This window comes from Leptolyngbya sp. AN02str, from assembly GCF_050565595.1.
GTDB lineage: Bacteria > Cyanobacteriota > Cyanobacteriia > Elainellales > Elainellaceae > Kaiparowitsia.
The window spans coordinates 37,754-62,313 of record NZ_JBNXVR010000003.1 but is presented as its reverse complement, the minus strand read 5'-3'; the positions used below and the strand labels follow the sequence as shown (position 1 = coordinate 62,313).

The 24,560-nt window shown below is 53.2% G+C and carries 23 protein-coding genes; 14 read left to right on the top strand and 9 right to left on the bottom strand.

Translation table 11 applies throughout. The annotated features are described in order from the left end of the window. Positions 1-216: 216 nt before the first annotated feature. From ACQ4M4_RS03195 to ACQ4M4_RS03185, 3 genes are all read right to left on the bottom strand, one after another. Complete coding sequence (locus tag ACQ4M4_RS03195) at positions 217-1,092, bottom strand: MBL fold metallo-hydrolase (RefSeq protein ID WP_430683212.1); 876 nt, start codon at positions 1,090-1,092, stop codon at positions 217-219. A 513-nt stretch (positions 1,093-1,605) separates the two neighbouring features. Then, positions 1,606-1,824, bottom strand: a complete 219-nt coding sequence (locus tag ACQ4M4_RS03190) for a hypothetical protein (protein ID WP_430683013.1) — start codon at positions 1,822-1,824, stop codon at positions 1,606-1,608. Beyond that, on the bottom strand, positions 1,817-3,514 hold the full coding sequence (locus ACQ4M4_RS03185) for an ATP-binding protein (protein WP_430683012.1): 1,698 nt from the start codon (positions 3,512-3,514) through the stop codon (positions 1,817-1,819). The genes ACQ4M4_RS03190 and ACQ4M4_RS03185 overlap by 8 nt, the downstream gene beginning before the upstream one ends. 678 nt (positions 3,515-4,192) lie before the next feature. On the opposite strand from ACQ4M4_RS03185, the gene ACQ4M4_RS03180 reads away from it, so the two are divergent. The 3 genes from ACQ4M4_RS03180 to ACQ4M4_RS03170 are packed head-to-tail and all read left to right on the top strand — an operon-like array spanning position 4,193 to position 7,032. Then, positions 4,193-6,253 carry a GAF domain-containing protein gene (locus tag ACQ4M4_RS03180; RefSeq protein ID WP_430683011.1) on the top strand — a complete coding sequence of 687 codons (2,061 nt, stop codon included), beginning with the start codon at positions 4,193-4,195 and terminating at the stop codon, positions 6,251-6,253. A 13-nt stretch (positions 6,254-6,266) separates the two neighbouring features. Further along, positions 6,267-6,422, top strand: coding sequence for a hypothetical protein (locus ACQ4M4_RS03175; protein ID WP_430683010.1), 156 nt, complete (start codon positions 6,267-6,269; stop codon positions 6,420-6,422). 1 nt (position 6,423) lies between these two features. Continuing rightward, entirely contained in the window at positions 6,424-7,032 is a 609-nt protein-coding gene (locus ACQ4M4_RS03170; RefSeq protein WP_430683009.1) for an SRPBCC family protein, read from the top strand. On the opposite strand, the gene ACQ4M4_RS03165 is transcribed toward ACQ4M4_RS03170, so the two are convergent. Next, positions 7,033-7,269 carry a hypothetical protein gene (locus ACQ4M4_RS03165; protein ID WP_430683008.1) on the bottom strand — a complete coding sequence of 79 codons (237 nt, stop codon included), beginning with the start codon at positions 7,267-7,269 and terminating at the stop codon, positions 7,033-7,035. It abuts the gene before it with no gap. Here ACQ4M4_RS03165 and ACQ4M4_RS03160 point away from each other — a divergent pair. Next, complete coding sequence (locus tag ACQ4M4_RS03160) at positions 7,268-7,678, top strand: hypothetical protein (protein ID WP_430683007.1); 411 nt, start codon at positions 7,268-7,270, stop codon at positions 7,676-7,678. The genes ACQ4M4_RS03165 and ACQ4M4_RS03160 overlap by 2 nt on opposite strands. A 402-nt stretch (positions 7,679-8,080) precedes the next feature. On the opposite strand, the gene ilvA is transcribed toward ACQ4M4_RS03160, so the two are convergent. Then, a complete protein-coding gene (ilvA, locus tag ACQ4M4_RS03155) occupies positions 8,081-9,592 on the bottom strand; it encodes a threonine ammonia-lyase, biosynthetic (RefSeq protein WP_430683006.1) in 1,512 nt (503 codons plus the stop codon). Positions 9,593-9,698: 106 nt separating this feature from the next. Then, positions 9,699-9,866 (bottom strand): PCP reductase family protein, encoded by a 168-nt coding sequence (locus ACQ4M4_RS03150; RefSeq protein WP_430683005.1) that lies wholly within the window; start codon positions 9,864-9,866, stop codon positions 9,699-9,701. A gap of 216 nt (positions 9,867-10,082) precedes the next feature. On the opposite strand from ACQ4M4_RS03150, the gene ACQ4M4_RS03145 reads away from it, so the two are divergent. Then, entirely contained in the window at positions 10,083-11,222 is a 1,140-nt protein-coding gene (locus ACQ4M4_RS03145) for a hypothetical protein (RefSeq protein WP_430683004.1), read from the top strand. Between the two features lie 197 nt (positions 11,223-11,419). Here ACQ4M4_RS03145 and glpK read toward each other — a convergent pair whose 3' ends face one another. Continuing rightward, positions 11,420-12,904, bottom strand: coding sequence for a glycerol kinase GlpK (glpK, locus tag ACQ4M4_RS03140; protein ID WP_430683003.1), 1,485 nt, complete (start codon positions 12,902-12,904; stop codon positions 11,420-11,422). Between the two features lie 102 nt (positions 12,905-13,006). Here glpK and ACQ4M4_RS03135 point away from each other — a divergent pair, with 102 nt between their 5' ends. Beyond that, entirely contained in the window at positions 13,007-13,624 is a 618-nt protein-coding gene (locus ACQ4M4_RS03135; protein ID WP_430683002.1) for a flavin reductase family protein, read from the top strand. A 269-nt stretch (positions 13,625-13,893) separates the two neighbouring features. Further along, the gene (locus tag ACQ4M4_RS03130; RefSeq protein WP_430683001.1) at positions 13,894-14,241 is read left to right on the top strand and encodes a hypothetical protein; all 348 of its coding nucleotides are present in this window, start codon (positions 13,894-13,896) and stop codon (positions 14,239-14,241) included. A 315-nt stretch (positions 14,242-14,556) separates the two neighbouring features. Here ACQ4M4_RS03130 and ACQ4M4_RS03125 read toward each other — a convergent pair whose 3' ends face one another. Continuing rightward, complete coding sequence (locus ACQ4M4_RS03125; protein WP_430683000.1) at positions 14,557-15,597, bottom strand: fatty acid desaturase; 1,041 nt, start codon at positions 15,595-15,597, stop codon at positions 14,557-14,559. Between the two features lie 308 nt (positions 15,598-15,905). Here ACQ4M4_RS03125 and ACQ4M4_RS03120 point away from each other — a divergent pair, with 308 nt between their 5' ends. Beyond that, the gene (locus ACQ4M4_RS03120) at positions 15,906-16,742 is read left to right on the top strand and encodes a lysophospholipid acyltransferase family protein (RefSeq protein ID WP_430682999.1); all 837 of its coding nucleotides are present in this window, start codon (positions 15,906-15,908) and stop codon (positions 16,740-16,742) included. Here ACQ4M4_RS03120 and ACQ4M4_RS03115 read toward each other — a convergent pair. Then, entirely contained in the window at positions 16,739-16,975 is a 237-nt protein-coding gene (locus ACQ4M4_RS03115) for a hypothetical protein (RefSeq protein WP_430682998.1), read from the bottom strand. The genes ACQ4M4_RS03120 and ACQ4M4_RS03115 overlap by 4 nt on opposite strands. 153 nt (positions 16,976-17,128) lie before the next feature. Here ACQ4M4_RS03115 and ACQ4M4_RS03110 point away from each other — a divergent pair, with 153 nt between their 5' ends. The 6 genes from ACQ4M4_RS03110 to ACQ4M4_RS03085 all read left to right on the top strand — a co-directional run bounded on the left by ACQ4M4_RS03110 (position 17,129) and on the right by ACQ4M4_RS03085 (position 24,552). Beyond that, positions 17,129-18,079, top strand: a complete 951-nt coding sequence (locus ACQ4M4_RS03110; protein ID WP_430682997.1) for an RluA family pseudouridine synthase — start codon at positions 17,129-17,131, stop codon at positions 18,077-18,079. A gap of 273 nt (positions 18,080-18,352) precedes the next feature. Then, positions 18,353-19,000, top strand: coding sequence for a 2OG-Fe(II) oxygenase (locus tag ACQ4M4_RS03105; RefSeq protein WP_430682996.1), 648 nt, complete (start codon positions 18,353-18,355; stop codon positions 18,998-19,000). Between the two features lie 98 nt (positions 19,001-19,098). Next, positions 19,099-21,054, top strand: coding sequence for an ABC-F family ATP-binding cassette domain-containing protein (locus ACQ4M4_RS03100; RefSeq protein ID WP_430682995.1), 1,956 nt, complete (start codon positions 19,099-19,101; stop codon positions 21,052-21,054). A gap of 107 nt (positions 21,055-21,161) precedes the next feature. After that, positions 21,162-21,629 carry a nucleoside 2-deoxyribosyltransferase gene (locus ACQ4M4_RS03095; RefSeq protein WP_430682994.1) on the top strand — a complete coding sequence of 156 codons (468 nt, stop codon included), beginning with the start codon at positions 21,162-21,164 and terminating at the stop codon, positions 21,627-21,629. 141 nt (positions 21,630-21,770) lie between these two features. Continuing rightward, entirely contained in the window at positions 21,771-22,928 is a 1,158-nt protein-coding gene (locus tag ACQ4M4_RS03090) for an MGDG synthase family glycosyltransferase (RefSeq protein ID WP_430682993.1), read from the top strand. Positions 22,929-22,938: 10 nt separating this feature from the next. Further along, positions 22,939-24,552, top strand: coding sequence for a glycoside hydrolase family 1 protein (locus tag ACQ4M4_RS03085; protein WP_430682992.1), 1,614 nt, complete (start codon positions 22,939-22,941; stop codon positions 24,550-24,552). Positions 24,553-24,560 lie beyond the last annotated feature (8 nt).

Genomic DNA, 24,560 nt, shown 5'->3' with positions numbered 1-24,560 from the left:
AAAGCAACTGCATTTTTTAAGATTTTTTGAAATATCTTCAACAGAGACTTTGATGGAATCGGCCTTTTGGGAGTTGATTATATGAACTCATGATGGTGAGTCCTAGTCAGCTTTTCATTATGGAATGAAGAGTCATGGATGAGTTTGCTCACTCCAAACATTTTTGCAATGAACCAGGGTTTCGCTGTTTGAGGATGTGCCAGTTCTTACCTCGCCTTAAGCCACCTGACGCATCCAGGCAATGCACTGCTGCATTTGCGTTTGCATCGTGTGGCGATCGCTGTGAAAGCGCTTTCCATGCCCAGGCAATACCCACTCAAACGAATAATTGGCCAGCTTTTCCATAGAGGTGATGAGTTCGCTCCAGGAATACCAACACGCACCACGAAAGGCATACAGGTGCTGAAGCGAGGACGACCATGCTAAGTGGTCGCCCGTAAATAACATGCAATTGCGATACAGCAATACCGTGTGTCCCTTGGTGTGGCCAGGGACTGGAATCACGAGCAGATCGTCGGCTAGCGGCACCGAATTGTGCCCCTGAATTTGATGCTCTACGTTGCGGGTGCTGGAGTTAATTTCGTCGGCATGAAGCACGCGATCGCAGCCAAAGTGGTCGTGAAATTTTTGGTGATCGGCCACATCGTCGCGGTGGGTGAGATACATCAACGAGATGCCGCCCATCTCTTCCAACCGTTTGACCAAGGGTGGCGTAAAGCGGGGAGAGTCAACCAATACATTACCTTCGGGGCGTTGAATCAGATAGCTAGCTGCTCCAAACGACGCCTCGGAATGATAGCCACAATGAAAGACCGAGTTGGCGATCGCCAAGGGAAAACTCTGCTGGGCGGCCCGAATATCGGTGGGCTTCTCCACCGTACCAATCGAGGCGGTTGGGCAAGCCAGCAAAGCCTGCAGCGCAGACAGCCGTTCTGTAGAAGATTGGGGTTGGTGATGCACAGCCGACTGGTCACCGGCCCGATAAAATATCTCAGGGGCCATCCAGCGGCAGGTGTCGCAATCAATACACGACTCATCTACATAAAAGTCGCCTGCAACGTTTTGAGATCGGCGTAAATGAGGTTTGGCTATGGTGAGCCTCCTGCTGGCTGGCAGCCATGAAATTGCAGTTATGCAGCCTAGGAACGGAATCGGGCATCTCTTGCAGTCGGGCACTCAATGGCAAACCATAGCGCCATCGCAACGTCGTCGCCTACCCACCAAAGAGGGATCTGCTCAAGATTTCTGTTTTGGTCTTTTACTTTGGCCGTCTACTGACTACGCTAGCGAACGCGAACGCGCTTCGACAACTTAGGTAACACCCAGCATGGCTGATTCCGTGGAACTACGCATTTAGGGAGATGTTTTGATGAGAGTTCGTGTTAAAAGTTAAATATCATCAAATTTCATTCACATTTCATTCACGGTTTCTCGTTCCTGCAGCATCTGCATTTTTTGCATCGCTTGCCACGTTTAATTTCACTTTTAACCCTCACATCAAATTCTATGTTTGAAGTTGGCGCTTTGCTGCTTTGGCTGACGTTAATGACATTTATGCCAGGTTTGGGTCGAGCTCGATCGATCGATCAATCTTCTTACTACGCCTCATTTTCCACCTCTCGATCGCCTCGTTCCTAAGCGATGGCCTCGTGCGATCGCCCAATCATCGTCGATACCGCATGGCGATCGCCATATCACGGGCATTCTGCGCTTTTCCAATTCAACCACTTCCCCACAAACGGCACCATCCCAACCGCTGGCAGATTTGTTAGCGAAGGGCGATCGCGCAGCTTGAAGTGCCAGTGAACCCCCTGCGTTAGTCAATGCTGACTCCCCGCACAGTCTTGGGCTTGGCCCGACTGACGGGTGGCGCTTGTTCTAGCTGGCGGGCGCGGACTTGGTGCGGCTGAAAGTGCTGCAACCACAGAGCAGGCGCATCGAGCGTTTCGCCACCATGCTTGGTGATGCGCTGCCGCACCTGGCATAGCACCGGAGTATTCACACAGGCTCCAGCAATGATGACCTGCCCCTTAGTAAGGGCAGGTAATTCCTTCAGCAGATCCCGGCCAGCGGCTTCTACCCCATACTTCAAGCTGTCCTGGTCAACCGGGTTCACAATCCGCATGATGAACTGGCTCATGCATTGCGATAGCACATCCGAGTCGAGCTTGCCAGGGCGCTGGGTAATCAGGCCCACCCCCAAACCAAACTTACGCCCTTCGCTCAGAATGGTGCGCAGAATCATTTTGCAGCGCGATGGCTCGTGGGCTGGCGCAAATCGATGCGCCTCCTCAATCAAAATAAACACGGGATAGGGCAAATAGTTTTCGTCCTCAGGGCCAATGTGCTGCTTCAGCGTATTCATGCGGGCCTGGTTGGCCTGCCGCAAAATTGCTGCACAAATCACCTGCTGCTCTTCCTGGCTAATCTCGTTCATTTGCAGCACGGTCACCTGCCCCGGCTGAAACAGGTCTTTGGGAGCGAGGTGATCAGAGGTGTGAAAGTAGGGCGATCGCGCCAAGCGCTCCAGTTTCCACTCCAAAGCGGGAGCAGAGGTTCCAGTTTTTTCGTTGCCTTCGTCATCTTGGGTGCGATCGCACTCATACACCGCCGAGATCAAGTCATTTATGCTCCAGCGGTAATCACCCTTTTTGTGGCGATGCAGAATCGTAAATGCCTTGTTGAGGATGGACTGCTGGCGATCGCTCATTTGGGGCAGCAGCGTCAGCACATCATAGTAATCCAGTGATGACATCCGGATGCGAATCTCTTCGGGCGTTAGGATTTTCACTTCAGGAGCGTAGCCATCCTCATCGGCAAATGCAGGCAACCCTCGCATATCCTCTAAAGTGGTGTACTCCCCATGCGGGTCAAGAATCAGCACAGCCGCCCGGTTATAAGGCGCAAGCAGCTCCTCAACCAGTACCCCCGCCGTGTAGGATTTACCCGAGCCCGTTCCGGCCAAAATGGCCATGTGGGTACTGACCAACTCTTTGACATCAATCACCACAGGCACCGAACCCTTTTCCCGCAGCAGTAGTGAGCCAATGTGGGCGGAACCCATCTCTTGCTTCTGCTTTTTGTTGATGATCCAGCGCAGGGAATCATCGCTCGCCAGGTGCACTCGCGTTCCCGGAATGGGCGATCGCCGAGGGTTGATGAACCCCTTCATCACCGGATCAAAGTAGCCAATCACATCCACGGTGACTTCATAAATTTCGGGATTGGGTAGCGTAAAGCCAACCAAAGCTGCGATCGCCTCAGGGCTAATTTCAGTATCGGCAAACATGCGATCGGGCAAATGATCGATCAGACGAAGAGCCGAAATTTTCCCCAAAATTTGCAGCGACGGCTCAAACTGGGTGGTTCCAGTAATTTCGTAATAAACAAATTCGCCAATTTTGACGTAGCGATTGTCCACCGTAATGAACACATATTGGTTGCCGTCGTCGCCCGGCCCCTTCACCGTACCAATTGTATGTAGCGCAGATAAAGCAGATGGCATAGCAGTCATAGTGCAAGCAGGAGGGAAGATGAAGAGTGGCAGCCAAACCAACCAGTACTAACCAAAAACCACGCTTGAGGGCGCAATTTAACATCGGAACCACAGCACCTCAAGGGGCGATTCCACGTACCATACACCGCATCAATCGATTACACAGCACTAGTACTAATGAATCCTATCGCAAATCTTGGAAATACTACGGTTTTGATGCAGCAAGCCAGCGGTGTTACGAATTTCTGACATTGAAAATCGATGAAGCTGGTACAAATCGTGGGGAATTCACGGATATCGAATCGAAAAGAAGCGTGTAACCTAGGGTCAAGCTGTTGATATCTTTTGCCACAGACAGTTTGGCCATTGAGTTTAAGTGAGTTTAAGCAGGAGGCGAATGAAGCAATGGTTCGAGCTTACGCTAAGTCCGCTTAATTTCAGGGTCAATACGCAGAATTTTCAGGTGTGTTTCGGTGCCATTTCGCTGCTTGACCGAGCCAGCAGCTATCAGGTGAAGTCGGTTCAGCAGTTGCAAAACGTTGTGAGCCCAACGCTAGAGAGTCGACATCAAGATGTATGTCGCATGGGCGGGATGTTGATATATCCAGCGCGGGCATTTGCATCCACGGTTGCGGCTTTCGCGACGGTTTTCTTATGGATACGCTCTGCGATTTCTTCAAGAGGTAGATGACGGTGATGATGACGGATGAGAAATCGCTCTCTCTACTCTGCCAGTCTTCGGTAGCACAGTTTCAGCTTGGGCAAAGCACGATTGTTCAGCAGCTAGAGCAGGATTTGACTAGCATTTTGCTGCACAGCAATACGCCATCTGCCGCGATCGCCGAGCTATTGTCCACCGCAGGCCAAATTTTGTTGGCCAACCAATGTGCTGTTGCGGTCCTTAATTCAGAGAACGAGATTCAGCAAATTATTCATTGGGCTGCTCCAGCCGGAGTGACCACGACAAAACCGGGCACGCCCCACGCTTTAAAGCAGCTGTTAGAGCTAGACACCGTGCAGCAACAGGTGAGGGAGCGATCGCTAGTGGATATTGCCGATCTCTCAACGTTGGCGATCGCCGCACCCAAGTCGCTTCATTCCTCCCACACAGCCGCTGCGGCCTCTCCCCAGGCAGATGCGCTTACCGGTGCAGCTTTGCTGTGTAAAACGCAGTGCCAAGGTCGGCATAATGGCCTGCTGTTGGTCACCAAGCCACAGCCCTATGCATGGACAGAACTGGAGCTACAGCTCTTTCAAACATTGGCCAACCAAACGGCGATCGCCATTGCTCAATTTCACCTCAGCTATCAAGTTCAGCAACAGGCCCAGTACCAAGCCTTGTTGAACCAGGTGACCGCCGCCATTCGCAGCCACCATGACCTCGAAAGCATTTACACCCTCGTGTTAGAAGGGCTGGTTCACACACTCCAGGTCAGTCGCGGCATGGTGCTATCGCTCAAGTACGGCGATCCGCGCTTAAAGGGTCAACCATCCATCAAGCTGCCCAAAGCCAGAGTGGTTGTGGAATCGCTCTACCCCTCGCCTAGCGCAGAGTCACTAGATGGGGTGAGCTTGAGTGACGAGGCCGCAAAGCCAACCCTAGGGCTAAAGCTCAGCATTCAGGTTGCAGATTGCGCCATGTGCCGACAGTTGCTCACCCTTGAGCATGATCCGCTTGTGCTCCCTGCTCCAGCCAATGCGGACTGGGTCGCCACCCTGCACGACGAACCTGTTGCGCCGATCTTTGACCTATCGACCATGCCCACCATGCTTGCCATGCCTTTGGAAAATCAAGGGGTGAACTTGGGCTGTTTGGTGGTGCAGCATCGGCGCGATCGCCAGTGGCAACCCGAAGAAATTGCCTTTGTGCAGCTAATGGCCGCGCAAATTAGCACAGCTATCATTCAAACTCGGACCTTGCGCCAGGTGCAATCGTTGGTGGATGAGCGCACGTCGCAGCTACGCCATAGCTTGGATGTACAGGCCAAGCTGTATGAACGCACCCGCCAGCAGGTGGAGCAGTTGCGGCGCATGAATCGCCTGCAAGAGGAATTATTAAGTACGGTTAGCCACGAGCTGTTAACGCCACTTACCAGCATGAAGCTGGCGATCCGGATGCTGCGGGAAGAATCGCTCAGTCCAGAACAGCGCGATCGCTATCTGAGCATCCTCGATCAGCAATGCAATCACGAAACCCAGTTAATTAATAATTTGCTAGCCATTCAAAAGCTGGAGGCCGATGATGCTCCATTAGATGTGCAGCAGCTCGATTTGCGCTATGTCCTGCGCGATTTTCAACAATCGTGGGTGGAAACGCTAGAGCAAAAGCAGCTATCTCTGGATTACGACATGTCGAGCCGGCCACTGCTGATTCGAACGGATTCCGATAGTCTGCACCGCATTTTGACAGAGCTATTGGAAAACGCAACGAAATACAGTGATCCTGGTAGCTGCATTATTCTGGATGCTCAACTTTCGGCCCATCAGCCAACACCTCATATCGAAATTTCGTTTTCCAACACTGGAGTGGGTATCCTACCAGAAGAACAATCTGAGATTTTTGAGAAGTTTCGGCGAGGTAGTGAGGCCATTCGCAAAGCCATTCCCGGAATTGGACTCGGGCTGGCACTGGTGAAGGGTTTGACGGCTCACTTAAGTGGAGCGATCGCCGCAGCTAGTCAGCCTATCGAAGGTAGCCAATCGTGGGAGACACGATTTACACTTTCTCTACCCCAGTCGCCCGAGCTGTTGCATTAGGCGACTAGGCATCATGCTACTTTTTATAGGGTTGATGCAGCCTAGAGTTCAGGTATCCACTGTCTCGCGCAGGCTAGCAGATACGGTCTTAACCTCGTTTGTTCTGCTGACTGCACGAGCCTTGCTGTATACCAATTGGACGATAACCTGTGCCGAGGAGTGGGTGTGATATGGGTTCCTCTTCAGACTTTGCCGGAGCGTACGGAAACGACACGTTGAACGTAGAAGCACATGACTTAGTAGACATCTCACAGAATGAGCTAGCAGTCGATGCGGTGTCTGATGATATTCATGTGGTCACAGAGGCCGCAGAGGGTCGGCAGCGCCAAATTTCCGCCACGATTCGTATGCCGTATTCAGCTGACCAAATTTGGCAAATTTTGACAGATTATGAGCATTTAGCCGATTTCATTCCCAACTTGGCGACAAGCCGCTGTTTGCTGCAAGAAGAGGGCCGCGTTCGGCTAGAGCAAATCGGCACAGAATCACTCATGCGCATTAAATTTTGCGCCCGCGTGGTGCTAGATATGGTGGAAAAGTTTCCCCATGAGATTGACTTCAAGATGGTGGAAGGCGATTTCAAATCCTTTTTTGGAGCGTGGCAGTTGCAGCCGATTGGGGATGGTCGTATGACCGAGCTGCGCTACATGCTCAACGTGCTGCCACCTCGCACGATGCCCATTGGGCTGATTGAGCGCCGAATGAAGCAAAATTTGGCGACGAACTTAATGGCGATTCGCCAACGAGCCGATGAGCTATTTGGTGAATCTGCACCGTGATCACCATCGATAGCCTCTATTCGTTAGGGTTACCAGGCGATCGCGCCGTGTTCCACCCAGCAAAGACTTAAGATAGTCCCTAGTGCGCTTATGCGACTTCAGCGATCGCGCCGTATTGAGGGAACACAGCACACGGACCCCAAACCCAGGAAGTGATGATGAAGGCCCTTGAAGAGCAAGGCTGTTCACAATCACTTGTCCTACCGAATTGAGTAAGACCAGAAGAGAGAGACGCATGGGACAAATGGAACGGCTAATTTTGATGGCGGAGGACGAGCTGACCCAATACAGCACCAATGCCCGCAAAATTGAGAAACTACGGCAGAAAATTGGACTGTCCGTATCCAGAGTTGAACAGGAGCAGATTAAGGCCACGCTAGAAGCCGAAATGCCCACCGATCCGCTCAGCAAAGTGATCGAAACCCAGCGCCAAACGGCAGCACTGCCGTTTTGGGGCATCGCCGGATTAGGGTTGCTGTTGGGCATTTCATTCATGCAACCCGTGGATTTTCTGGCAACCGCACTTGGTGGATTTGCCGCCATCAAAATTCAGCAGCGCGGTTGGAAGCTCCAAGCCAAGCGGCTTGTGCTAGATACTCTCAAAGAGATTGAGCAGCGAACCCAAAACCCCACAGCCGAAGTGTAAGCCAATCTAGAACCCCCAGTTCATCTGGCGAATCCTAGAACTCGGCGAATCCTAGACCTCCTGTATGGTGAACCTTTTCACACTAGAGCTTACGCAGTTGAATGGCTTACGCAGTTGAATAATGTTTGGGGTGCTAAGCGCCCCAAACATTATTCAATCCCCTGGTTTTTCGGATGAACTGTGCAAGTCCTATACCCATCAGTTCAGTTAAGGGCTTTTTTGAAGTTTGTGCGCGGCACCAACTTCAAAAAAGCCCATTTTTACAGGCGTAATTCAACACGATTAAAGCTAGACGTTCGAATTGATGAGGCTTATTGAGAACCCTTGTTCAGCAAGAGTTCTCAATAAAGGATTTGTCCGGTCCTGCTCAACCTGGCGATCGCGCCACATTCAACCGTGAGCCTAGCTGAGGAATAGTTTGTAAGCAGGATTTTGGTTTTCGTCCCAGTAGCGGTAGCCAAGCGTATTCAAAAATGCTTGCCACTCATTCATTTCATCTGGTGGAACCTGCATACCCACAACAATCCGGCCATAATCAGACCCGTTGTTACGGTAGTGGAACAGACTAATGTTCCAGTTGGGACTCATAGAGGTGACAAACTTCATTAACGCACCAGGCCGTTCAGGAAACTCGAAGCGATAGAGGAGTTCGTTGTGCGCTAGGGGCGATCGCCCACCCACCATATGGCGCAGGTGGAGCTTGGTTAGCTCATCATCTGTCAGGTCAAGGGTTTTGAAACCGCAACCCTCGAAGGTGGACACAATTGTGTTGGCATCGGCGCGATCGCGAATTTGCACTCCAACAAAAATGTGGGCCTCGCGCTCATCGGCAATGCGGTAGTTAAACTCTGTGAGATTTCGTTTGCCAATGCACTCGCAAAAGCGGCGTAGACTGCCCGGTTCTTCGGGAATGGTAACGGCAAAAATTGCTTCTCGCCGTTCGCCCAGTTCTGCACGCTCGGCCACAAACCGCAACCGATCAAAGTTCATATTGGCACCGCAAGCCACGGCCACCAATGTTTCATCGCGGATACCCTCCCGTTCTACATACGCCTTGGCTCCGGCGATCGCCAACGCCCCGGCGGGTTCCACAATAGAGCGCGTGTCTTCAAACACATCCTTAATGGCGGCACAGGTATCATCCGTATCCACCAAAATGATGTCATCCACATACTGTTGGCACAGCCAAAATGTTTCCTGCCCCACTTCGCGCACCGCGACACCATCGGCAAACAGGCCCACCTGTGGCAATTTGATCCGCCGTCCCACCTTCAGAGATTGGTACATCGCATCGGAATCCACAGGTTCCACCCCAATGATTTTGATTTCGGGGCGAATGCGCTTGACATAGGCTGCGATACCCGAAATCAGCCCACCGCCACCAATCGCCACAAAAATTGCGTGAATCGGCTGCTGGCATTGCCGCAAAATTTCCATACCAATGGTGCCCTGTCCGGCAATCACATCCGGGTCATCAAACGGGTGGATAAATGTCAGCCCCTTTTCCACTTCGAGTTGGCGGGCATGGGCATAGGCTTCGTCAAAGGTTTCGCCATGCAGCACGACTTGGCCACCGCGCGATCGCACTGCATCCACCTTGACCTGGGGCGTGGTCACGGGCATGACAATAATGGCAGTCGTGCCCAATTGCTTAGCGCCCAGTGCTACCCCCTGCGCGTGGTTGCCAGCCGAGGCCGCAATCACCCCCTGCTTCAACAGATCAGGCGGCAGCTTGGCCATTTTGTTATAAGCCCCTCGCAGCTTAAACGAAAACACCGACTGCATATCTTCGCGCTTGAGCAGCAGTCGGTTATTGAGGCGAGCCGATAGGTTTGGCGCAAAGTCGAGCGGGGTTTCTTGCGCCACGTCGTAAACTTTTGCGGTGAGGATGAGTTGTAGGTAGTCGCAAAGCATGGGCGATCGCCGTTAAAAACGAGTGAGAAGAAGGGTCGATAAACCCCGATCTTACGGCACAGATGCCTCACCCTAGCGACCTACCTCGGCAAAACGTTACGGTACCTTACTTTGATCCAAACTGTTGCTTTGCCTGGTCATAGACTTCAACCGTAATCGAAGTTACACCCATCTCTTGAGCCAGCTTCTCAATTTTCTTTCGCGCTGCGGGCCGCACAAAAAATGGAATCTCCTTTAACTTTGCTTCTGCATCAGCGGTCCATTCAATACTCATACACGGGTTCGGTCGAAATGTACTGTAGGGATTGTAAAGGAGAAGTGCCCCCATCTAGCACTCCCCACTCCCGCTCCCGATTCCCGACTCCCTCTCCAACCCCTAACCCCTAACTCCCCCTCTTCCTGTAACCGATTGTGTAACCAGCAAATTGCAGCAGAACTGGCTGGCTAAGGTAAAAACATCAACCACTGAAAAGATTTGGTGTTTTGGAGTATGACTCGCCTCACGTCTCGAATGATGTCTCAATCTGGTTCTCGCTTTAATTCGGCCAAACGTTGGTCACTGGCCGTGTTGAGTGTGCTGGTAGTTGGAGCTGTTGCAGAACAATCCATGGCAATGCCACAGCCACGCCCTGTTCCCATTGAGCTGGAGCAATCCGTTCGCCCCCAAGCTACAACTCGCGTGCCTCGCATGGTGATTCGGCGCATACAGCGCGATCTGATGCAGCGTGAAAATATATCGCGGCGAGATCTGCGGGTGGTGAGTGCCACCCGCAACACCTGGACGGATGGGTGCCTGGGCTTGGGTGGCCCTGCGGAAAGTTGCATCGCAACGATGGTGGAAGGCTATCGCATCGAGTTTACGAATGATCAGCAAAACTGGGTCTATCGCAGCGATCGCACAGGCCGCAATATTCGCCCAGAGTTGATTGGCTCAGAACCCGAAGTCCCTATGAGCTTACCGACCAATGTGCAAACCCGTGTTTTGCAAACGATTGCCAGCCAAGTTGGGGTTCCGGCTGGCAGGCTCCGCATTACCGAAACGCAGCGGGCCACGTGGGATGGATGCATGGGGATATATGAACCCGACCAAGCGTGCACCATGATTGCCATTTTCGGCTATCGCATCATCGTTACGGATAGCAACCAGAACTGGGTATATCACATCAACCAAAATGGTGATCAGGTGGTGCAGAATGCGATCGCTAGCGTTCGCCATAACCGATTCATGACCACGTTCATTCCCGAAGGCAACAATATCGACCCCAGCCCGATCACGGAACCGATCATTTTCCGCTCGTCTGTGTCGGGTGGTATTGGTGGCTTCCGTACCGAAAAAGTTCTGATGGCAAGCGGCATTTTGCGTACTCAAACGCTGCGGCTCAACATGCCCACAGGCGAGGTTACCGAGCGGCGCATTTCTCTAGAGGAGGTGGCAGAGTTTCAGCAATTGCTAGAAGCCCAACGCTTCCCCAATCTAAATCGGATGCGCTACATCACCGATGCTGCGTTTGCAGACTATCCGACCACGGTATTTGAAGGAATGGGCTCTCAAGTGGAATACATTGATTTGGTACAGGATGATTTGCCACCTTCTCTGCAAAATGTGATCACCGCTTGGGAACGTTTGTAAACGTCAGTTTTGGTTAAGAGCTTTTCTGAGGGTTGCGCGACGCGCAACCCTCAGAAAAGCTCTATCTTGCGTGCGCGACGCGCATACAAAATTGGGCGATTCAGCTTATCCAAAATTCAGGTTGTGTAAGATCCCAATGTCAGATCTCAAAACCCTAGTGCGGAGAGCGATCCAGCCCTCCGCACTTATCAGCTGTATTATTGAAGTCGGGCTTGGGCGATCGCCCCTTGCCATGCACTTCTGAGCGAGGCTCGTTGGTCGGCGCTCATGGTGGGTTCAAAACGGCGATCGCACTGCCATTGTTGGGCAATTTCATCCGTACTGTGCCAGTAGCCTATAGCCAAGCCTGCCAGATATGCAGCTCCGAGGGCAGTTGTTTCAGTAACTTGGGGACGCACCACGGGTACACCCAAAATATCCGCCTGAAACTGCATCAACAAATCGTTGCGGGCTGCGCCACCATCAACTCGTAGCTCAGGCAGGGGTAGGCCAGAATCTTGACGCATGGCATCGATTACGTCTGCGGTTTGGTAGGCGATGCTTTCTAAGGCGGCACGGGCAATGTGAGCAGCCGTGGAACCGCGAGTCAGGCCCACAATCGTGCCGCGGGCGTGGCTATCCCAATGGGGCGCACCCAGACCAACGAAGGCTGGAACAAAGTAGACACCCCCGTTATCGGACACTTGGCTAGCCAGTGTTTCCACATCGGCACTGGTTTTGATAATGCCCAGGCCATCGCGCAGCCATTGCACCACCGCTCCAGCAATGAATACACTGCCTTCCAGGGCGTAGGTGGTATGGCCCTGGAGCTGCCACGCAACGGTGGTGAGCAGTTGATGCGCTGAGGGCATGGGCGCGTCTCCAGTATTCATAACGATGAAGCAGCCGGTACCGTAGGTGTTTTTGACCGTGCCACGGGTGAGGGCGGCTTGGCCAAAGGTAGCAGCTTGTTGATCACCGGCAATTCCGGCGATCGCCACCTGTGCGCCAAGCAATCCAGCGGCGGTGTAGCCATACACCTCGGAAGAGCTGCGAATTTGGGGCAATAGGCTGCGGGGAATATTCAACAGCTCTAGCAACTCATCATCCCAATCATGGGTGTGAATGTTGTAGAGCAGGGTGCGCGAAGCATTGGAGTGATCAGTCACGTGCAACGCGCCTTCGGTTAGCTTCCAGATCAGCCAGGTATCGACGGTGCCAAAGGCGAGTTCGCCACGATTGGCTTTGGCGCGGGCATCGGGCACATGATCCAGCAACCACTTGAGCTTGGTGGCGCTGAAGTAGGCATCAATGACGAGCCCGGTTTTGGATTGAAATAAGGATGTGTGGCCTGCCGCTTGAAGGGGCTCGGCATCGGGTGCGGTCCGGCGATCTTGCCACACGATCGCATGGTGCAGGGGTTGCCCGGTCGTTCGATCCCACAGGATGGTGGTTTCGCGCTGGTTGGTAATCCCAATGGCGGCTAGGTCGCTGGCATGAATGCCAAGGCGAGCAAGAGCCTCGTTGACAACACCAATTTGAGAAGACCAAATTTCGTTGGGGTCATGCTCGACCCAACCGGGCTGGGGAAAGTGTTGGGTGAATTCTTTTTGGGCGATCGCACAAATGTTGCCTGCCAGGTCGAAGGCTATCGCCCTCGAACTTGTGGTGCCCTGATCCAACGCCAAAATATATCGAGACATGAATTTTCCCAGTTGCGAAACAACAGCTGCAATGACTCCTTTCGCCAAGGCGGAGCCAGTATGCTGTACCCAACAAACTAAGAGTACATCTCGACTATGCCAATGATTTCGCTTGTACCCGATGAAATGCCCGATCCAGCTCCGTATCGTTTGCTCACAAGTGTCGTGGCACCACGGCCCATTGCTTGGGTTTCCAGCATCAGCAGCGAGGGTGTGCCCAATCTGGCTCCCTATTCGTTTTTTAATGCGGTGGCGGGGTTTCCTCCGGTGATCCTGTTTTCCCTGTCGTATCGGCGGAAAGAGCCCAGAGAAAAAGACACACTGCGGAATGTGCGGGAGACGGGCGAGTTTGTGTGCAATGTGGTGAATGAGACTACTGCAGAAGCGATGGTCAAGTCGGCGGCAGATTGGCCCTATGGCACGAGCGAGTTTGAGGCGGTACAAGTTGAGGCAGCGTCATCGGTGGATGTGGCTCCGCCGCGGGTGGCACAGGCTCCGGTGGCGATGGAGTGCAAAGTGACGCAAATTATTCCGGTAGAGGGCGCAACCAATGTGATGGTGCTGGGACGAGTGGTGCGATTCCACATTCAAGAGGAGCTGTATTTGCCGGAGCAGGGATTGGTGGATACGAGGCAGATGAGGCCGGTGATGCGGTTGGGTGGCCCGGTGCTGTATACCAAAATTGGCGAGCTGTTTGAGCTGGAAATTCCGCAAATGTAGAGCGATCGCGCAGGGGTGAGATCCAGATGTGATGTCTAGGTGTGATGTCCAGGTGTGGCACGCTGGTTTGTCTCTATGGATAGATCTGTCGTGGGGCCAAGCTCTTTATTATGAGGGTATCGTGCAGTTGCTCTGTAGATACAACAAGATGGCTTGGGAGCTTTTCCCTACGAAGTTTCCAAGCCTTTTATCTATCAGGACTTACGCAGTTGGATGATGTTTGGGGGTGCTTAGCGCTCCAAACATCATCCAACTCCCTGGTTTTTCGGATGAAGTACGTAGGTCCTATCGATTTTGCATGTGAGACGAGTTTTGATTTGGCGCAAGGCTGTCAAAAAGAACTAGGTCTCGATTTGTTTATGGAGGATTTGGTGATGAATGACTACACTCCGGTGAGCTGTGATTTTCATGATGAGGTGGAGGCGATCGCCACGTTGAAGCAAGAAGCTCACATTGTTTATCGAGATGATACTGATGCGAAGGCAGAGGTGAGTGGGTTGATTGTGGATGTGTATGCGAAGGATGGGGCAGATTATTTGAAGTTGGAAAATGAACAGGTGATTCGGATGGATCGGGTGGAGTCGGTGAATGGCAAGCAAATGTCTTTGGAGTGCTAGACCTGTTGATATTTAGCAAAAAGCGATCGCTCACATCCAGAGCGATCGCTTTGTTTTTTTGAGGTATTGGCTTCGGCGGAAACACTGCTCGGGGGCCTTCCCCCCGTTCCCCCGCTCTCTGGGGGACTCACTCCCCCAGCCCCCCCGCAAGGGGTTGACAGCTCCATGCCAATCCGCCCACCGGGTTAGGGCTGGGGTGAAGTCGCAAAGGGGCGCGGATTGGGGTATCGGCCCGACCCATCCGAACCGTCTAGTCTTTCCGACTCCCCACTCCCGACTCCCGACTCCCCTCTTCCCCCTAACTCCTAGACCCTCCTAAAATCCAGCATCCCGAAAGGTCTGGTATGCCTGCTCTGGATGATAGAGATGGCAGCGATCGCCAATCTCTTTCATCAGCGCCCAGTTAAATTTGCGGGTGAGGATGTGGGGTCCCCAGATTTGAGAAAGGCTACGGTGGGCAAGGCGCAGGTTGTAGGAGGGGATAGCCACAGAAACGTGGTGGGGAACATGCACGTTGATGTCGTGGCATAGGATTTCCACCCATTTGGGATAGGTGCAGTGCACCGTTCCGGCGAGTTGGGCTTCGGCGGCGCTCCATTCTGCAGCAGGGCGAAACTGAATTTCGGGAATGGTGTGGTGCACAACGGTGAAGGTGCTCATCCAGAAGTGATACACCAGCCAGGGCATGAGCCAAAATTTGACGAGGCCCCATAGCCCTGTCGTGGCAATGAGGGTGGGGAAAAAGATAGCAGCAAAGACAGCAACCACCGTGATCGAGAGCTTGGCTTTGGCGCGATCGCGCGGATGAAATTGGTTGAGGTCAAAGTGCATGAGGCCCCAGTGAGCGATGGAGCCAATCCACCAAACCCGACCGCGAATGGCTTTGTAGAAAGCGCGAATGATGGGATGCCGACCGACATATCCATCCACCGTCCAAGGGTCCCAGGCGTTGTCGATATCGAGTTTGTTGGTGTGCCGATGATGATGATCGTGCAGGATGCGCCAGCAGTGGAAGGGGTAAATGAGCGGCAGCATCATGATGTGACCCACTAGATCATTCACCCAACGGCGCTTAGCAAAGGAGCGATGGCCGCAGTCGTGGGCAATTACAAACCAACCCGTGAGAACGGTTCCAGTAAAAAACCAGGCGATGGGCAGCAGGTACCAGGGCAGTGTGGCGATCGCCCCGTATCCTACGATGGCAGCGGCAACACTGAGCGCAACAGACGACCAGGCCTTGCGACGATTTTTTTCAAAACATTCTTTGGGAAGGGTTTTGATGACATCTTTGAGTTGAAGCTCGGCAATGGGCGATCGCGTTGCCTTGGGCAAAATCGAATCAGAGGTAGCAGTCATGTACGAGATGGGTTCTCCGTGCAAAGAGAGGACTAAAAACGCATAAAAAACCCCTGCTGGGTCACGAATACACGCAGCAGGGCACTGGCTTTGTACTTGTGATGATTTTTCAGGCGTTTTGGTTACGAGCGCCAGCAGAGCCAAAACTCAAATGAGAGCGCTTCAAAAACCTTTACATTTATACCATGCCACTAGGTTTGAGCGCTTCCCACTATCGGCCATGAAGCAAAGACAACTAGGCTTTTCGCATTCCCAATATCACGCAAGAGTCATTGCTCTCAGCCATCAGAAATTGATAAGATGCCGCGATGTCGAAAAATCTAAAGAGTACTGCACCGCCAGGATGGTCGCTAGATCGGCGCGATCCGGCTTTTATTCAAACCTTTATGCCCGTTTGGGGCTGGCTCTATGAGCACTACTTTCGGGTACAAACCAGCGGGTGGCATCATGTTCCGGCTTACGAAACTGTGATGTTTGTGGGCTCCCACAATGGCGGCTTGGCCGCTCCCGACATGTTTATGATGATGTACGACTGGTTCCGGCGGTTTGGGGTGGAGCGCCCTGTGTATGGGCTCATGCATCCCTCTGTGTGGAAGGGATCGCCATTTTTTGCAGACTGGGGGGTGCGCGTTGGGGCCGTGGTGGCTCATCCTAAAATGGCGATCGCCGCTATGCGCAGTGGGGCTAGTGTGCTGGTGTATCCCGGTGGGGCCAAAGATGTATTTCGTCCCTATGCGCTGCGCCACACAGTCTATCTCAACGAGAACCGCGCCTTTGTCAAGCTTGCTCTGCGAGAAAAAGTGCCCATCGTGCCCGTTATTTCGACCGGAGCCCACGAAACATTTTTAGTGTTGGCCGATCTCTATCCGGTTGTGAAACAACTGCACGAGTGGGGAATGCCCTGGCTGTTGGATATTGACCCGGTGGTGTTTCCCGTTTACCTGGGGTTGCCATGGGGAGTTGGGATTGGGCCCTTGCCCCACCTTCCCCTACCCGTTCCTTTAAAGACGCGAGTGTGCGAGCCGATTAAATTTGAGGACTATGGCCCAGAGGCTGCAAGGGACAATGCCTATGTCACCGCCTGCTACGAGCTCGTGCGCGATCGCATGCAGCGCGAGCTAGATGCCCTCGTGGCAGAAGGTTAGCGCATGGTAATCGTGAGGGTGAGATCGCTCATCCCCCACACATCAAAGAACTTACGGAACAGGTTTTGGCTCGCTTCGCTGAGGTCGCCATCCTGAGGGATGATGCCCCCTTCTAGATAGCGTCCACCATCGGTTTGCAGATCGAGCCGAAGTTGGCCCTCGTCTGTTGACTGAATCAGCAGCCGACCGTAGGCAATCACCTGTCCCGCCCGACTCGTAATAGCACACCGCATGAAATGTTCCTCGTTGACACAAGCCGTTAACCATCATGCCAGGATGTGGATACGAATTGGGTTTGGATTTGACTGATGGCCCTCATCCCCCGGCTCTTTCTCCCAATGTTGGGAGAAGATAAGCAGCATCGAAACGCGTTGCCAGCAGCCTAAATGAAGAATAACGGTTGGATCTATCAAGAACAGGTGAAACCGGGCGATGCGGGCCGATCGCTCCTGGATTACTACACCCAGCGCTATCCTCACTCCAGCCAAGAAGAATGGCGATCGCGCATTGAGCAAGGCCAAATTTTGGTGAATGACAAACCAGCCACCGTCGAAACCTGGCTGCAAACAGGGCAACAGTTAGCCTACCACCGCCCACCCTGGCAAGAACCCGACGTACCCACCCATATCGACATCCTGTACGACGATCGCGACGTTCTTGTGGTCGCCAAACCATCCGGCTTGCCTGTGCTCCCTGGCGGCGGTTTTTTGCAGCACACCCTACTGTGGCAACTGCAACAGCGCTACCCCAACGAAACCCCATTCCCCATTCACCGCCTGGGGCGCGGCACCTCTGGCCTGCTGTTGTTAGCGCGATCGCCCCAGGCTAGGGCCAGCCTCAGCCAACAAATGCGCCAAAGCACCCTGAATCACTCAGGCGATCGCCCCATCCAAAAAGTTTACCGCGCCCTCATTGGCCCCTGCGATCTACCCGACACCTTCACCATCAACCAGCCCATCGGCAAAATTGCCCACCCCGCCCTTGGCCACATCTACGGAGCCACCAACACAGGACTCCCTGCCCACAGCGAAGCTCAAATTTTGCGACGAGAGCGCGATCGCACCCTCCTCAACGTCACCATCCTCACCGGACGCCCCCACCAAATCCGCATTCACCTCGCCAGCATCGGCCATCCCCTGCTTGGCGACCCACTCTACCTCCCCGGCGGACAACCCCGCACCCCCACCCCTCATAATGGAACAGACACCAAAATTCCCGTCCCCGGCGACTGCGGCTACTGGCTCCATGCCCACCAGATCACCTTCCACCACCCCCGTACCCATCAGCCCATGACGCTTGTTTGCCCAGCACCGCCCATCCTGCGAATTAGGGGCTAGGGGTTAGGGAGGGAGTCGGGAATAGGGAGTCGGGTGAACCGAGCAGCTCGGAGGGTTCGGGCTGGTATCCCAATCCGCCACCCTTTAATACCTAGCCCCAGCCCTAACCCGGAGCGCGGGTTGGCATGGAGCTGTCAACCCCTTGCGGGGGGTCTGGGGGAGTCGAGTCCCCCAGAAATCGGGGGAACGGGGGGAAGTCCCCCGAGCAAGGTTCTCGCCAAAGCTACTCACCTTCAACCACAACTTCTGATACTTCTAACTTGAGCTGATTCCGTGCCGTACTACACCACTCAACCCAACGCCTTCTCCCCCTCCTACCTCAACAAACTCAGCGATCGCATCCGCACCTGCCCCTACTTCGCCACCAACAACCTCAACCGCGACTTTATTAGCACCAAAGGTTTTTCCGTCGTCTTTCGGCGATCGCACCTCCATCAAGTCCAAGCTCAATTTCCCTTCTTCATGCGCTACCTCGAACGCGCCATGCAGCCCGACTGCAACGCCTTTTACCTAAACCCCCTTGGCATGACCACTGGCTCCCGCGTCGATCCCCACATTGATCGCTCCCTTCGCTCCTACTGCAAAACCATCGAACCACCCGCCTGGGTCAGCGTCCTCTACGTGGAAGTGCCCCAAAACCTGCAAGGTGGCGACCTGCTGCTGCAACATCACAAACGCCACGTCGGCAGCATTCGACCCGAACGCAATACCCTCCTGTGGTTTCAGGGCGACCTCACCCACTCTGTCCATGCCGTCACAGCCGGGGGCGATCGCCTCAGCCTCGTCTGCGAACAGTACAGCCTCGAAGACGACCAGCTCGAAGAAATTCCCGAATACACCGTCGAAACCCGCGCCACCGCCGCCGACCTAGCCCGCGCACCCCGCACCCCACGCCGCCGCCGCGATCGCACTCCGGCATAGGCAACGCTAGACTAGGGACTGTCCCACTTAAGCTGAAATCTCAACCGTTCCAGACCACACCCCCGAACTTCAGGTTCCTGGCAGGCTATCCAAAACCCATGACCATCTTCACGCTGCGATCGCTCAAAAAAGACTTCGGCATCAAAGAAATTCTGCGCGATGCCAGCTTCACCCTCGAAGAAGGCGACAAAGTCGGGCTGATTGGCACGAATGGCTCCGGCAAATCCACCTTGCTCAAAATGATTGCCGGGTTAGAACCCATCGACAGCGGCGAGATGCAGGTCAACTCCTCCGTCAACATTGTGTACCTGCCGCAGCAGCCGGAAATGGATGGCGATCGCACCGTCCTAGAACAAATCTTTGCCGACGCAGGCGACCAAATGGCCCTTGTGCGGGAATACGAAGACATTTCCGACAAACTGGCCCACGGCCACGGCAACCCCGACCAACTCATGGCACAGCTCTCCAGCGTCTCTCAACGCATGGATGCCGTAAACGCGTGGGAACTCGAAACCAACGCCAAAGTGATTCTCAGCCAATTGGGCATTACCGACCTTGAGGCAAAAGTTGGCGACCTATCCGGCGGATACCGCAAACGGATTGCGATCGCCTCCGCCCTGCTTGCCGATCCCGATGTGCTGCTCATGGACGAGCCCACCAACCATTTAGACGCGCTTTCTGTGGAATGGCTACAAAGCTACCTCAACCGCTTTCGGGGCGCGCTCCTGCTCATCACTCACGATCGCTACTTTTTGGATCGCGTCACCAATCGCATTCTTGAAATCGATCGCGGCGACCTATCCACCTACTCCGGCAACTACGCCTACTACCTCACCAAAAAAGCCGAAGAAGAAGAAAGCGCCATCAGCAGCCAGCGCAAACATGCAGGCGTCCTCCGGCGCGAGTTGGAATGGCTAAAGCGTGGCCCCAAAGCCCGCAGCACCAAACAAAAAGCCCGCATCGATCGCATCCGTGATATGCAAGCGCAAGAATTTAAACAGACCCAAGGCAAGGTTGATATTTCCACCGTGGGTCGCCGCATTGGCAAAAAGGTAATTGAACTGACCGAGGTGTGTAAAGGGTATGGCGATCGCACCCTCATCTCCAACTTCACCTACAACTTCAACCCCGAAGATCGCATCGGCATCATTGGCAGCAACGGTTCCGGCAAATCCACATTGATGGACATCATCACCGGACGAGTCACCCCTGATTCAGGCACCGTAGACCTTGGCTCCACCATCCAAATCGGATACTTCGATCAACATTCCGATGATGTGGTGATGAATGAAAATCTACGTGTGATCGATTATCTCAAGAGCATTGCCGAACTGGTAAAAACCTCGGATGGCAGCGTCATCACCGCTTCCCAAATGCTGGAACGATTCCTGTTCCCACCGGATCAGCAGTACGCTCCCATTCACAAACTATCTGGTGGCGAAAAGCGCCGCCTGTTCCTGCTGCAAGTGCTCATGGCTGCGCCGAATGTGCTGATTCTGGACGAACCAACCAACGATTTGGATGTGCAAACGTTAGCCGTTTTGGAAGATTATTTGGAAGACTTTAACGGCTGTGTCATTGTCGTTTCCCACGATCGCTACTTCCTCGATCGCACCGTCGATACCATTTTTGCCTTTGAAGATGGCGGCACCTTGCGGCAGTACCCCGGCAACTACTCCATTTACTTAGATTACAAAAAGGCCGAAGCCGATCAAGCCGCACTAGAAGCCCAAGAGCGCGCGGCATCCATCCCCAAAAATCAACGCACCGCTCCAGAAAAAACGCAGCCCGAAACAAAGCCCCCCAATACATCTCGAAACGGATCACCCCGAAAAGTTTCTTACAAAGAGAAACGGGAATACGAACAGTTGGAACAACAAATTCCCGAACTCGAAACAGAACGAGACACCCTTGAAAAACAACTGTACGAGAATCCCTCAAGCGACTTTGCTGAAATGCAAAAGTTGACCGAACGACTCGCCGAACTCACCCAGCAAATTGATACCGCAACTGAACGTTGGCTAGAACTCGCAGAACTGATGGAATCGGTGTAGGCGATCGCTTTAGCATACCGCATAACAAACCGACCATCAGGTTGATGGGATGCTTTTTGCATCAACCGCTGAGTTGATCATGAGCGTCATCATCAAAGGAACAATTCATGCAGCAGAAAACAATTTACTTAGCCAGCCCTTACGGGTTTTCGCAGCAGCAAAAGAGCCAATTGTTGCCGCCATTTGTTCAAGTGTTGAAGGAGATGGGGGCCGAAGTGTGGGAGCCTTTTGCCCGCAATAATCAGGTCGATTTCTCAAAACCAGGTTGGGCCTACACCGTAGCTCAAGCTGATCTGAACGATGTGAAAGCGTGCGACGGCATTTTTGCAATTGTCAACGGTACACCGCCCGATGAAGGGGTGATGGTGGAACTGGGGGTGGCGATCGCCCTCAACAAAGCCATTTTTCTATTTCGCGATGACTTTCGCCTTTGTAGCGACAGCGAGGATTATCCCCTCAATTTAATGGTGTTTTCTGGATTACCTCAACACACCTGGCGCGACTATTTCTATACCTCTTTCGCAGAAATCAACAAGCCTGAAAAGGCACTCTATCAGTGGCTTTCGCAATCCTGACCTGGCACCTAATTCTCGTCCGATTCTATTTTCAATATCTGAACAAAAAAATTCTTCTTAAGGGGGATATCATTCGAGCAATCTCATGATTTGATCGAGTCATGGGGTGATGTTCAATCTATATCCTTTCCATCGCAATTTATGAAACGGATTCTGATTCTGTACGCTTCGCTGGGTTCGGGCCACATTAGTGCAGCGAAAGCTCTTGAGGGCGCATTTGCCCAATTTCATGATGTCGAAGTGCAGGTCGAAGATGCGTTTGATCATGCCAGCCCTATTCTGCGAGAAGTCGTTACCACGATTTATGAGCGGTTGAGCGAGCGCGTTCCCGAACTGTATCGCATGGTTTACGAAGGCAGCGATGTGGATGACTTGGAAGAGTCGGAGAACGACAACAAACTCTACGCCAAGATTGAGCGCCCCTTTCTCAAAGATTTAGAGCGGTTTGTGCGAAATGGGAATTTCGATGTAATTATTTGCGTGCAGCAAATTCCCAGTCGGTTGCTAGAGCTGATGGAACAAGAAGGAAAGTTAGCGCAGCCCCACTATGTTGTCGTCACCGATGTTATGGCTCATAGCACCTGGCTCAATCCAGGGGTAGACGGCTACTTTTTGCCGAGTGACCTCACGGCGGAAGTGCTGACACAGCGAGGCGTTGATCCCGATTTGCTGCATGTCACAGGAATTCCCGTCAAGCTCGAAATTTCGCAGGAAAAATCGAAGCAGGAGATGCGGAAACGCCATGACTTGCCGAGCGATCGCCCCGTTGTCACCTTGTTTGGTGGGGGGATGCAAAGCAAGCGAGTTCGCCTCATGGTGAGCAAGCTGCTAGAGAGCCCACACCCAGGCTTACTCAACGTCGTCGCCGGACGCAACGAAAAGCTAACCGAGCGGTTGGAAGATCTAACCGATGGCCCCAACATGCAGCTTCGCAAGCTGGGCTTGATTGACTATGTGGATGATCTGGTGGTTGCCAGCGATTTAGTCATTACCAAAGCCGGTGGGCTGATTACCAGCGAAGTGCTGGCCCGTGGCGTTCCCATGGTGATTATTGATTCGTTTCCAGGGCAGGAAGAATGGAATGCCGATGTGGTTTCAGCCATGGGAGCGGGAATTCAACTGCGGCTGCCCGATATGGTGCCACCAGCCATTAACCATTTGTTGAGCGAGCCGCATCAGCTGGAATTTATGCGGCAGCAGGCTACGCGCATTGGTCAACCCCGGGCTGCCATGCGCGTAGCCGAAATTATTGTTGAAAAGCTGCGATCGCCCCAAGCCGCAGCGTCTGTGTCTGTGTAACGCAAGTCATATGCAAGGAACCCAATCATTCACCCCGAATTCCGAATTTTTGTGGGGAGTTGCCACATCGGGATACCAAAGCGAAGGCGGCTACAACCAACCCGGCCAACCTCAAAACAATTGGGCACAGGCCGAGCATCATGGCTCTGTCATGGTGACTGGAGCCGCCTCCGACTTTTGGCATCGCTATGCCGAAGACTTTCAAACCTGTCAGGATATGGGGCTTAATGCCTTTCGCATTGGGCTAGAGTGGGCCAGAATTCAACCCACGACTCTTGCTCGACGTGGGTTACCTCCCGAGTTTGATAAAGATGCTCTAGATGCCTATAGCGATCGCCTTGCATCTTGTATGCAGCACGGGCTAGAACCCGTTATCACGCTCCATCACTTTACCCATCCAGCTTGGTTAGGCGCAGATGCATGGCTATCCATCGATACGGTGCAACACTTTGTGGAATATGTTCGGGTAACCGTTGCCCATATCAATCATCGATTGATTCACCATTACCATCTCAATCCTATTCGCTGGTTCATTACTTTAAATGAACCGAACATGCTGGTAACCAGCAGTTATTTAAGTCGGCAATTTCCGGCCAAAGAGATGGGCAGCTTTGGGCTGATGCAACAAGCATACTGCCATTTACTGCTGGCCCATGTTCATGCTTACAACTGCATTCACGACCTGTATGAACAAGCCGGGTGGGAACGGCCCCAGGTGTCCTTAAATACCTATTGCAGTGACTTGTATTGGAGTGAAAAGGTCTTGTGGGATGTGCTCAGCGTTGCCGAACGCGACATCAAACCAGCGTCCGTCAAGGCATACGTTCATAGCAAAGCCCGCCAGCTTGAGGCAGCGTTGAAAGCTGCTCGGTTCCCCTTTCGGCGTGACTTGCCCTATCAGTTGGGGCGATTGGCCCACACCGTATCTAACTTTGTGGGCTATCGCCTGTTTGAGATGGAAGAGTTTCGTCCTTTGCTGCAAGCGCTATATTCCTCTCCAAGAACCCGCGTGTTCGATTTTGTGGGGCTGGACTATTACGATCCCTTTGTTGCCCATGTCTTCCGGTTGCCACGGTTTACCGACTTCGAGTTCAAAAGCAAAGACATTCGAACCTGGCTGATGACGGGCATTACCAGCAAATGGTGGGATTGGCGCAGCTTACCAGAGGGTTTGCACTTTTTCTGTCAGTACTATTCGCAAGATTTGGGCGATCGCCCCGTTTTGATTGCCGAAAATGGCATGGCACTTCGACGTAAGCCCGACAACAGCATTGCCACCCATCGGCTCGATCAGCTGCGGCGCAGCGAGTTTTTGGAATTGCATGTGGAACAGGTGCAAAGGCTGCGGCAGGATGGTGTTCCCCTGTTGGGCTACTTGCACTGGTCGCTCACAGATAACTATGAGTGGGGGTCTTACACTCCTCGATTTGGCTTATTTAGCATTGACTATGCCCACGGCACCGAACGGTTGGCAGAAACCTACGGTGGCGATCGCCCATCGGAAACCTATGCCCGATTGGTCAAAGAAGCGCGAGGGCAGGATGCAAACGTGGCGATCGCTCCATCTCCAGCGCACTCATCGGATATCCCCGATACCTCTCAGCAAGACATCAACCTTGCCTAGAGCGCTTG

Bases quoted from the DNA above. Each gene is read 5' to 3' on its own strand.
- ACQ4M4_RS03185 (WP_430683012.1), bottom strand. From the start codon at position 3,514: ATGACTGCTATGCCATCTGCTTTATCTGCGCTACATACAATTGGTACG.
- ACQ4M4_RS03180 (WP_430683011.1), top strand. From the start codon at position 4,193: ATGATGACGGATGAGAAATCGCTCTCTCTACTCTGCCAGTCTTCGGTA.
- ACQ4M4_RS03175 (WP_430683010.1), top strand. From the start codon at position 6,267: ATGCTACTTTTTATAGGGTTGATGCAGCCTAGAGTTCAGGTATCCACT.
- ACQ4M4_RS03170 (WP_430683009.1), top strand. From the start codon at position 6,424: ATGGGTTCCTCTTCAGACTTTGCCGGAGCGTACGGAAACGACACGTTG.
- ACQ4M4_RS03160 (WP_430683007.1), top strand. From the start codon at position 7,268: ATGGGACAAATGGAACGGCTAATTTTGATGGCGGAGGACGAGCTGACC.
- ACQ4M4_RS03165 (WP_430683008.1), bottom strand. From the start codon at position 7,269: ATGCGTCTCTCTCTTCTGGTCTTACTCAATTCGGTAGGACAAGTGATT.
- ilvA (WP_430683006.1), bottom strand. From the start codon at position 9,592: ATGCTTTGCGACTACCTACAACTCATCCTCACCGCAAAAGTTTACGAC.
- ACQ4M4_RS03150 (WP_430683005.1), bottom strand. From the start codon at position 9,866: ATGAGTATTGAATGGACCGCTGATGCAGAAGCAAAGTTAAAGGAGATT.
- ACQ4M4_RS03145 (WP_430683004.1), top strand. From the start codon at position 10,083: ATGACTCGCCTCACGTCTCGAATGATGTCTCAATCTGGTTCTCGCTTT.
- glpK (WP_430683003.1), bottom strand. From the start codon at position 12,904: ATGTCTCGATATATTTTGGCGTTGGATCAGGGCACCACAAGTTCGAGG.
- ACQ4M4_RS03135 (WP_430683002.1), top strand. From the start codon at position 13,007: ATGATTTCGCTTGTACCCGATGAAATGCCCGATCCAGCTCCGTATCGT.
- ACQ4M4_RS03130 (WP_430683001.1), top strand. From the start codon at position 13,894: ATGAAGTACGTAGGTCCTATCGATTTTGCATGTGAGACGAGTTTTGAT.
- ACQ4M4_RS03125 (WP_430683000.1), bottom strand. From the start codon at position 15,597: ATGACTGCTACCTCTGATTCGATTTTGCCCAAGGCAACGCGATCGCCC.
- ACQ4M4_RS03120 (WP_430682999.1), top strand. From the start codon at position 15,906: ATGTCGAAAAATCTAAAGAGTACTGCACCGCCAGGATGGTCGCTAGAT.
- ACQ4M4_RS03115 (WP_430682998.1), bottom strand. From the start codon at position 16,975: ATGCGGTGTGCTATTACGAGTCGGGCGGGACAGGTGATTGCCTACGGT.
- ACQ4M4_RS03110 (WP_430682997.1), top strand. From the start codon at position 17,129: ATGAAGAATAACGGTTGGATCTATCAAGAACAGGTGAAACCGGGCGAT.
- ACQ4M4_RS03100 (WP_430682995.1), top strand. From the start codon at position 19,099: ATGACCATCTTCACGCTGCGATCGCTCAAAAAAGACTTCGGCATCAAA.
- ACQ4M4_RS03095 (WP_430682994.1), top strand. From the start codon at position 21,162: ATGCAGCAGAAAACAATTTACTTAGCCAGCCCTTACGGGTTTTCGCAG.
- ACQ4M4_RS03090 (WP_430682993.1), top strand. From the start codon at position 21,771: ATGAAACGGATTCTGATTCTGTACGCTTCGCTGGGTTCGGGCCACATT.
- ACQ4M4_RS03085 (WP_430682992.1), top strand. From the start codon at position 22,939: ATGCAAGGAACCCAATCATTCACCCCGAATTCCGAATTTTTGTGGGGA.